Origin of the sequence: Treponema sp., from assembly GCF_017430385.1 — a bacterium.
Classification (GTDB): domain Bacteria; phylum Spirochaetota; class Spirochaetia; order Treponematales; family Treponemataceae; genus Treponema_D.
In genome coordinates this window covers 47,268-54,904 of sequence record NZ_JAFRNB010000141.1, presented here as the reverse complement: position 1 = coordinate 54,904, position 7,637 = coordinate 47,268, and the positions used below count along the sequence as shown (strand labels likewise).

General features: G+C 45.3%; 6 protein-coding genes. 1 reads left to right on the top strand and 5 read right to left on the bottom strand.

Features of this window, described 5'->3' with window-relative positions:
* The coding region (locus IJJ71_RS11035) for an SUMF1/EgtB/PvdO family nonheme iron enzyme (protein WP_296847047.1) at nucleotides 1–2,849 on the top strand (2,849 nt) is incomplete at its 5' end.
* Here IJJ71_RS11035 and IJJ71_RS11030 read toward each other — a convergent pair.
* From IJJ71_RS11030 to urtA, 5 genes are all read right to left on the bottom strand, one after another.
* Complete coding sequence (locus IJJ71_RS11030; protein WP_296847046.1) at nucleotides 2,843–3,274, bottom strand: hypothetical protein; 432 nt, start codon at nucleotides 3,272–3,274, stop codon at nucleotides 2,843–2,845. The two genes, IJJ71_RS11035 and IJJ71_RS11030, sit on opposite strands and share 7 nt — an antisense overlap.
* Nucleotides 3,271–3,537 (bottom strand): hypothetical protein, encoded by a 267-nt coding sequence (locus tag IJJ71_RS11025; protein ID WP_296847044.1) that lies wholly within the window; start codon nucleotides 3,535–3,537, stop codon nucleotides 3,271–3,273. The genes IJJ71_RS11030 and IJJ71_RS11025 overlap by 4 nt, the downstream gene beginning before the upstream one ends.
* A gap of 145 nt (nucleotides 3,538–3,682) precedes the next feature.
* On the bottom strand, nucleotides 3,683–5,491 hold the full coding sequence (locus IJJ71_RS11020; RefSeq protein WP_296847042.1) for a dihydroorotate dehydrogenase: 1,809 nt from the start codon (nucleotides 5,489–5,491) through the stop codon (nucleotides 3,683–3,685).
* A 1-nt stretch (nucleotide 5,492) separates the two neighbouring features.
* Complete coding sequence (gene pyrF, locus IJJ71_RS11015; RefSeq protein ID WP_296847041.1) at nucleotides 5,493–6,434, bottom strand: orotidine-5'-phosphate decarboxylase; 942 nt, start codon at nucleotides 6,432–6,434, stop codon at nucleotides 5,493–5,495.
* A gap of 10 nt (nucleotides 6,435–6,444) precedes the next feature.
* The gene (urtA, locus tag IJJ71_RS11010) at nucleotides 6,445–7,632 is read right to left on the bottom strand and encodes an urea ABC transporter substrate-binding protein (protein WP_296847040.1); all 1,188 of its coding nucleotides are present in this window, start codon (nucleotides 7,630–7,632) and stop codon (nucleotides 6,445–6,447) included.
* Between the last annotated feature and the right edge of the window lie 5 nt (nucleotides 7,633–7,637).

Sequence of the window (7,637 nt, the reverse complement as noted above, 5' to 3'; positions counted from 1 at the left end):
ATTCTTCAGCAACTGGTTCTGTCAGCATAAAAGTTAATCTTCCATCTTCTTCAACTGTCTCAAAAGTTGCGGTAAAAGTCGTGAATTTGACTGACACTTCAAGTTCAGTCGATTCAAAAGAACTTACTCCTGATGAATCCGAAACTTCAAAATCTGTCACTTATACAAACGCAAGCCTTCCGACCGGCAACTACATCATTTATTTCACGCTTTCCGGGGACGGAATTGAAGAGACTGTGATTCCTGAGCTTGTGGTTGTAGCAACCGGTCAGCAGAGTTCAAATGCAGACAGCCCGATTGAAGTCAGCGAAGACCAGGTAAACACGAATATCATTTATGTTTCTTCTTCAGGAACGACTTCCGGCGTTGGCACGAAATCAAATCCTTTTAACACGGTCGAAAAAGCACTGACCCTCATAAATTCAAAGAACAAAACGGAGAAGGACTGGGCAATCTGCATAAGCGGCTCCATAGCATGCTCAGATACTCTTACAGTTCCTTCAACTTTAAAAGCAAAATCTCTTGTAATCTTTGGCACGACAGACACTAGTACAGACTGCCTTGTCGGAAACGGTTCGCAGACAACTTTAGCCCTGGAAAATGAAATACCTGTGACAATCAGCCACCTTTGTATTACTAAAGGTGGGATGGGTGGAATTATTGTAAAAGGAAGCGGAAAGGTTGATATTGTCGGTTCGGCAGTAACAGGGTGTGAGCAAAGTGGAATCAGGATAGCGTCTTTTTCTTCTTCTGATGTTGAAATAAAGGAATCCATAATCGGTGGCGACGGTAGTGACGGAAACAAAGGTGTAAGTGGCGGTGGAATTTCCAAAGAAGGAAGCGGAACCCTAACAATAACTGACTCAACGATAAAAGGAAATAAGTCAACTAGTGATCTTATAGGTTCTGGCGGTGGTGGTGGCATCTACTTAGAAGATGGAATTCTTATTCTTGGGGACAAAGCAAACATAATCGAAAATTCTGCAAAACTGAACGGCGGCGGAATTCTTGTAAAAGGTGGAACCGTCAAAATCAAAGGCAAAGTCACCGTCCAGGACAACACAAAAGCAAGCGGAACTACATCGGTCGCAAACAATGTCTATCTTTCTTCGTCTAAAGTTCTGACACTTGCGGACGCTCTAAGTGATACAAGCAGAATTGGATTTACAACAGCCGTAACTCCAACTAAAACATCTCCTGTAGTACTTACCAGCGGATTGGCGACTTATAGCTCAAGTCTGGATGTCACAAGTGTTTTCCACAGTGACACAGAAGAATATGAAGTACAAAAAAATGCATCCGGCCAGGCAATTTTAACTCCTGCTGAACCCATGGCATCGGTTGACGGAACATTCTATTACAGCCGGGAAAGTGCGGTAAATGCAATCAAGAGTGCAAGCGGTGATATCGATGTCGTGCTATGTAAAGGTGCTACGGCGGATGATTTGGGAAGATCTATAACTACAGGAACAATTGCAGAAGCTATAAAATCAACATCAGCAAGCAGTGTTAAATTCTCTGTGGCGGAAGGTATCACGCTTTCCATTACTGACTCGAACAGTTATAGGCTGTTTGACGGCTGCACAAAACTTCTTTCTGCAGATTTGAGAGGTTTTGAGACTTCAGAAATAACCAGTATGTACCACATGTTTATGGAGTGCTCAATGCTTAAGACAGTTAATCTGTCAAGTTTTGACACATCAAAAGTAACAAACATGGGCAATCTGTTTGAGTCATGTCGGGAACTTAAAGTCCTTGATTTGAGAAGTTTTGAAACGTCTGCGCTGGAAAACGCCAGCTATATGTTTTCTCGTTGTATTGGACTTACTACCATTCTCGTCTCAGATAAATTTGTTACAAGTTCAGTGACTAATTCAACAGAAATGTTCACCATGAATCAGTACCTCGTTGGTGGAAAAGGAACCAAATTTCGCATAGGTACAAATTACGCTGCTGATTACGCCCGGATTGACGGTGGAGAAAGTAATCCAGGTTTCTTTACAGGCGATGTTATTTTTATGCCGGAAACAAATTTTGATGGAAGTGAGGCAATCACAGGCTCTGAAATATTCATTTCCGGAAGAAATCTTACTATACCGGCTCTTCTGGCCAGCGACCATGAATTGACTCAGGAAGAATATGAGAAATACTGTAAATACGGAAAAGGCTCAACGGATGTCAATACGCCTCCGAACAGTAACTACAGTACTGGCTCTGCAAATCCTGTCTATCCGGCTTACGGAATAAATATTTATGATATGCTCGTATATTGTAATTTGCGAAGTATGGCAGAGGGTCTCACACCTGTTTATTCAATCGGTGGAAAGACGAACCCTGCACAATGGACTGGAATAGTCTCGGATTCAAGTTCAAAATACTGCGGCCCGTCTGCTGTTGATTCTACCTGGGATGGGGCAAGCTTCAATACGAATGCAAACGGCTGGCGGCTCCCGACCGAAGCAGAATGGGAATTCCTTGCGCGCGGAGGTAATCTTACGAACACAAACCGATATATCTATAGCGGAAGCAACACAGCAAGTGAAGTTGGATGGTATTCTGTGGGAGATGCTGACCAGGACAAGCCGAGGGCAATCAAACAAAAAACACCTAATGCGCTCGGACTTTATGACATGAGTGGTAATGTCTTTGAAATTTGTTGGGACTGGAGCGGAACTGTAACAGCAACAACCCCAGCCACAGGCAATGGCTCAGGAACTGAGCATATCGTCCGTGGCGGTGGATGTACTTACTCTGCCGGAACTGCTAAGGTAGCGGATCGAAGCGTAAAAAATACACCAGAAATGCGCTGGGCAAACTGTGGTGCACGAATCGTTCGAAATGCTCAGTAATTGACCAGATCAAATGCTTCGAAAATCTCAAAATCAGCGGGATTTGCGGTAAAAATTTGGGTGACACAGGATTCCAGAAAGGCTGCAGCTATATGCGTGTCCTGAATGCGCTTGCGGCCAAGTTTGTACATTGACATCCAGAGCTGGGAGCGTTTGAGTGATGTTTCACTTGGATAAATGATTTTTATGCGTTCCTGGTCGATCCAAAACCAGCATCGCTCTAAGGCTTGTTCCATTGTAAGCGGTGAATTGAACCTTTTTGAATCCGTAACAACATGCTGGAATTCCAAGAAAGATTGATAATAAATAGCCAGCATGGAATTTTTTTGTGACCGCCATTTTTCAAAAAGCTGTAAGGCTCCTTCATGGCGTGGCGAATCTGTTATTTCCAAATCAATGAGCCATGTTGTATCAACACCAGTCAAAATTTAGCCCCCGAATCTAGTAATTCACTCTGATAATCTTTTGAAAGCCAGTCAGAAGCACCAGCTTTAAGCCCGCCGAGTGAAACTGGACTCCATGAATCAAGGGACGCACCTGATTGGGAATGATTTTCGAGATATTCATCCATCGCATCACGGACAAGTTCGGCAGCCTTACGGTTTTGCCGTGCAGCCATCTGCTGAAACATGAGATATTTGAGTTCCTGAAAATAAATAGTGACTGGTTTCATTAGTGCTTGTGCCATATTAATATTGTATGTATGTTATATATATATGTCAAGAAATACTTTTGTACATAAAAAAACTGCCCGTGCATGGGCAGCTTTTTTCTGAGTGATTATTCAGTTATTTCTTCAATCTTGAAGTATTCGATTTTGTAATTTCCCTTTGCTACTGAGCAATTCCCCTGAATTCTGCGATTGACTTGAATCCTTTTGACTTCATATAGAGCTTCAATCCTTCGACAATCTGAATCATTGCGTTTGGATTCGAGAATGTTGCCGTTCCAACCTGAATTGCAGCTGCTCCAGCCATGAGGAATTCAACAGCATCCTGCCATGTTGAAATTCCGCCCAGACCCACTACCGGGATTCGCTCTGATTCCGGCAATTTGTTCATTGCCTGAACGACATCGTAGACCATGCGAAGCGCGATTGGCTTTACTGCAGGGCCGCTGAATCCGGCACGAATATTGTCAAAGACTGGTCGGCCTGTGTTCAAATCAATAGACATAGCCTGGAATGTGTTCACAAGGCTCAGGGCATCGGCACCCGCCTCACGCACGGCCATTGCGATTCCGATTAAATCTGGCGCGTTCGGCGTGAGTTTTACCATGAGAGGCTTTTTTGTTGCTTCTCGAACAGCTTTTGTAACGCTTGCAGCAGTTTCCGGAGCCATGCCGAATCCCATCCCGCCGGCCTTAACGTTCGGGCAGCTGATGTTAAGCTCAATCATTGGCACGTCGGTCTGGTCGAGGAGTTTTGCGCCCTCAACGTAAGTTTCTAAAGAAGAGCCTGAAAGATTTGCGATTGTAACAGGTTTGAGAGCGAGCATTCCCGGAAGCTCATGCTTGATAAAATGCTCGATTCCTGGATTTTCCAAGCCGATTGAGTTTATTAAGCCTGATGGAGTTTCGACCAAGCGGGTTCCTGTGTTGCCCGGCCGAGCCTGCAATGTGAGGCCTTTCGAGCAGATTCCGCCCAGTTTGTTCACATCAAAAATGCTTGAATATTCCGAGCCGTAGCCGAATGTGCCGCTTGCCGCAATCACAGGATTTTCAAATTTAACGCCCGCAACTTCAACAGAAAGGTCTGGATCAAAATCAGAATCAGGTTTTTCCGTTCCAAAAATCGGCTTGAATTTTGGTTTTTCAAACTGCAAAATCTCGCCACGGAAAACAGGGCCGTCTTTACAGCAGCGTTTATTTCCTTCGCTAGTAGTGATTGTACAACCCAAGCAAGCACCGACACCACAAGCCATGCGGTTTTCCATGCTAAGATATGCCTGAACTCCTGCCTCAGCACAGATTTTCTGCAAATAAGCAAGCATCGGAGTAGGTCCACAGGCGTAAACGACAGTGTAGCCTTTTTTTTTGAGAGTTTCGGCCGTGAGTGCCGTCGGAAGCATACCTTTGATACCAGCAGAGCCGTCATCGGTTGTAATTGTCAGCTCATTAGCAGCAACATAATCCAAACCGTAAGAGCCGCTTTTGAAACACGCAAAGAAATCATAAGATTTCGCCGGCAAACCTGATGCAAAACCAGCTACAGGAGCAACACCGATTCCGCCTCCGACGATACAGATTTTATCGTCAGTTTTTGGCTGCAGGAAAGTGTTTCCGAGAGGGCCAATCAATTCAACTTCGTCATTTTTTTCGAGAAAACAAAGCTCTTCCGTGCCTTTTCCCTTTTTTAAAATCAGGAATTCGAGGTATGCAGCCTCGCCAGCCTTCCGAGCCATATAAATGCTGATTGGTCGGCCGAGCAGAACCCCGGATTTTGCAGAGCGCAAGAGATAAAACTGGCCCGCTGCAGGAACAGGAACATCTGTTGAACCGGTCGAAAGATCAACAAGCATCAAAAGCTTGAGATTCCAAACGCTTCCAAAAGGAGCCGCTCCCTGCTCAACATCGCAGTAAGTTACAACGCCTTTGCCAAAAACCGGTAACGGTTCGCCTTTACAATCAGTCACTTTATTCATTTTACAATCCAAGTTGTTTTTTTGCATTCAATAAGTCTGCCGTTGAATAACGACAGGCTTTTCCTGCTGCATCTGCAATATCTTTAAGGCAGAGTGTGCCGGCCTCGCGAGCTTCGGCAAGAGACTCGTCCTTTTTCCATGCGCACAAAATGCCGCGGCTAGAATTTACAGTGCCGCCAGCCTTGTCGAGCAATGTAGCGGCGATTCGGGCAGCACCGCCCTGTGCGCCATAGCCAGGAATAAGGAAGAAAATGTCAGGATATGCGTCACGCAAAGCACGGGCATCGCTTTCTTCTGTGCAGCCGACAACGGCTCCGACAGGAGAACATTTCTGCTCCGGGTAAAGAGCTTTAAATTCAGCAGAAATTCGCTCCAATTCGCCGCCAGTTTTGTCGAGTACTCGACCACCGGCCTTTAATTCCTGCTGCTCAATATCGATCATGCCAGGATTTGATGTGCGCAAGAGCACGAAAATGCCCTTTCCGCCGGCCTCGCCATTCGGTTTGCAATATTCGGTGAATGGTTTGAGTGTGTCAAAGCCCATGTATGGATTGATTGTGATGATGTCAGTTTCGAAATCTGAGCCTGCTCCGAAGTGGGCGCGCGCATAAGCCTTTGCTGTGTCTGCGATGTCACCGCGCTTGATGTCGCTGATTGCAATGAAACCAGCTTCGTGAACAGCCTTTATCGTCTCGATGTAAGCCTTCAAGCCCTCGATTCCCATCGCCTCATAGTAAGCAATCTGAATCTTGAAACAGCAGGCAGATTTATCGGCAGCCACGCGCTTGATGATTTCCTTGTTGTAAGCTACAACTGCCTCAACCGGCGAATCAAAAGCCTTCAAAACCGACTCCGGCAAATAAGAAGGATCTGTGTCCAAGCCAACGCAAAGCGGTCCGTTTTTCAAAGCCGCTTCCTGTAATTGTTCCATTATGTGTTTCATTTTTTAATTCCTAGAGTCCGCGTGCCCACGGATATGTACTCAAATATGGGTCTGGTTTGACTGCTGATGGCGTTGCCCAAACTTCGTCAATCAAGCCCTTATCGTTAATTTTACCGATTCGCACCTGTTTATACAAATGCTGGTTGCCGCCGTCAATCGTGACAGTACCTTCTGGAGCCGTGAAACTGAGGCCTTTTGATGCCACCCGAACAGCCTCAACATCAAAACTTCCCGCCTTTTCACAAGCCGCCGCCCACATGTAAACAGCTATGTACGCCGCTTCGATTGGGTCGCCCGTCATCCGGTCATCGCCGTACTTTTCCTTGTAATCCGAGACGAATTTTTCATTGCGCGGAGTCTGGGTCGTCTCGTAGTAATTCCATGAAACTAAGTGACCTGTAAGATTATCCAAATCCATTTTTGCGACTTCTTCCTCTGCGATTGAAAAACTCATGACCGGAATTACTTTTGAAGTAATTCCAGCCCTTGCGAGAGAAGCGAAAAATGCAACATTTGAGTCGCCGTTGAGCGTATTGAGAATCACATTTGGCTTTGCCTTTTGAATTTTTGCAATGATGTCGCTGAAATCCGAATAGCCAAGAGGAACATATTCTTCGCCGGCACATTCACCGCCAAGCTGGGCAAGCTGCGCCTTGATGATTTTGTTGGCTGTCTGTGGGAAAACATAGTCGCTTCCAACAAGGAACATTTTTTTGCCAAAATTTTCGGCACAATAGTCAACCGCAGGAACAATCTGCTGGTTTGGAGAAGCTCCCATATACATGATGTTTGGGCTTGCTTCCATTCCTTCATATTGAACCGGGTACCACAAAAGATTATAGAATTCCTCAACAACAGGCTTCACGGCCTTTCGAGACGCAGAAGTCCAGCATCCAAAAACAGTGACGACTTTTTCATTCTGAATCAGTCTTCGGGCTTCCGCAGAAAAAACCTGAGGATCGCTTGCACCGTCTGCCTGAACAGCAACAATTTGCTTTCCGAGAACCCCGCCAGCTCCATTGATTTCTGAGATTGCAAGCAATTCGGCATCACGGACGGAAGTTTCTGAAATTGACATTGTTCCTGAAAGCGAATGTAATAATCCGACCTTTACTGTCTCATCCTTTTTTTCTTTACAGGAAGCGAACAGAAGCGCAGAAATTGCGATTCCGACCAGTCCCATTTTTAATTTTTTCATCACTA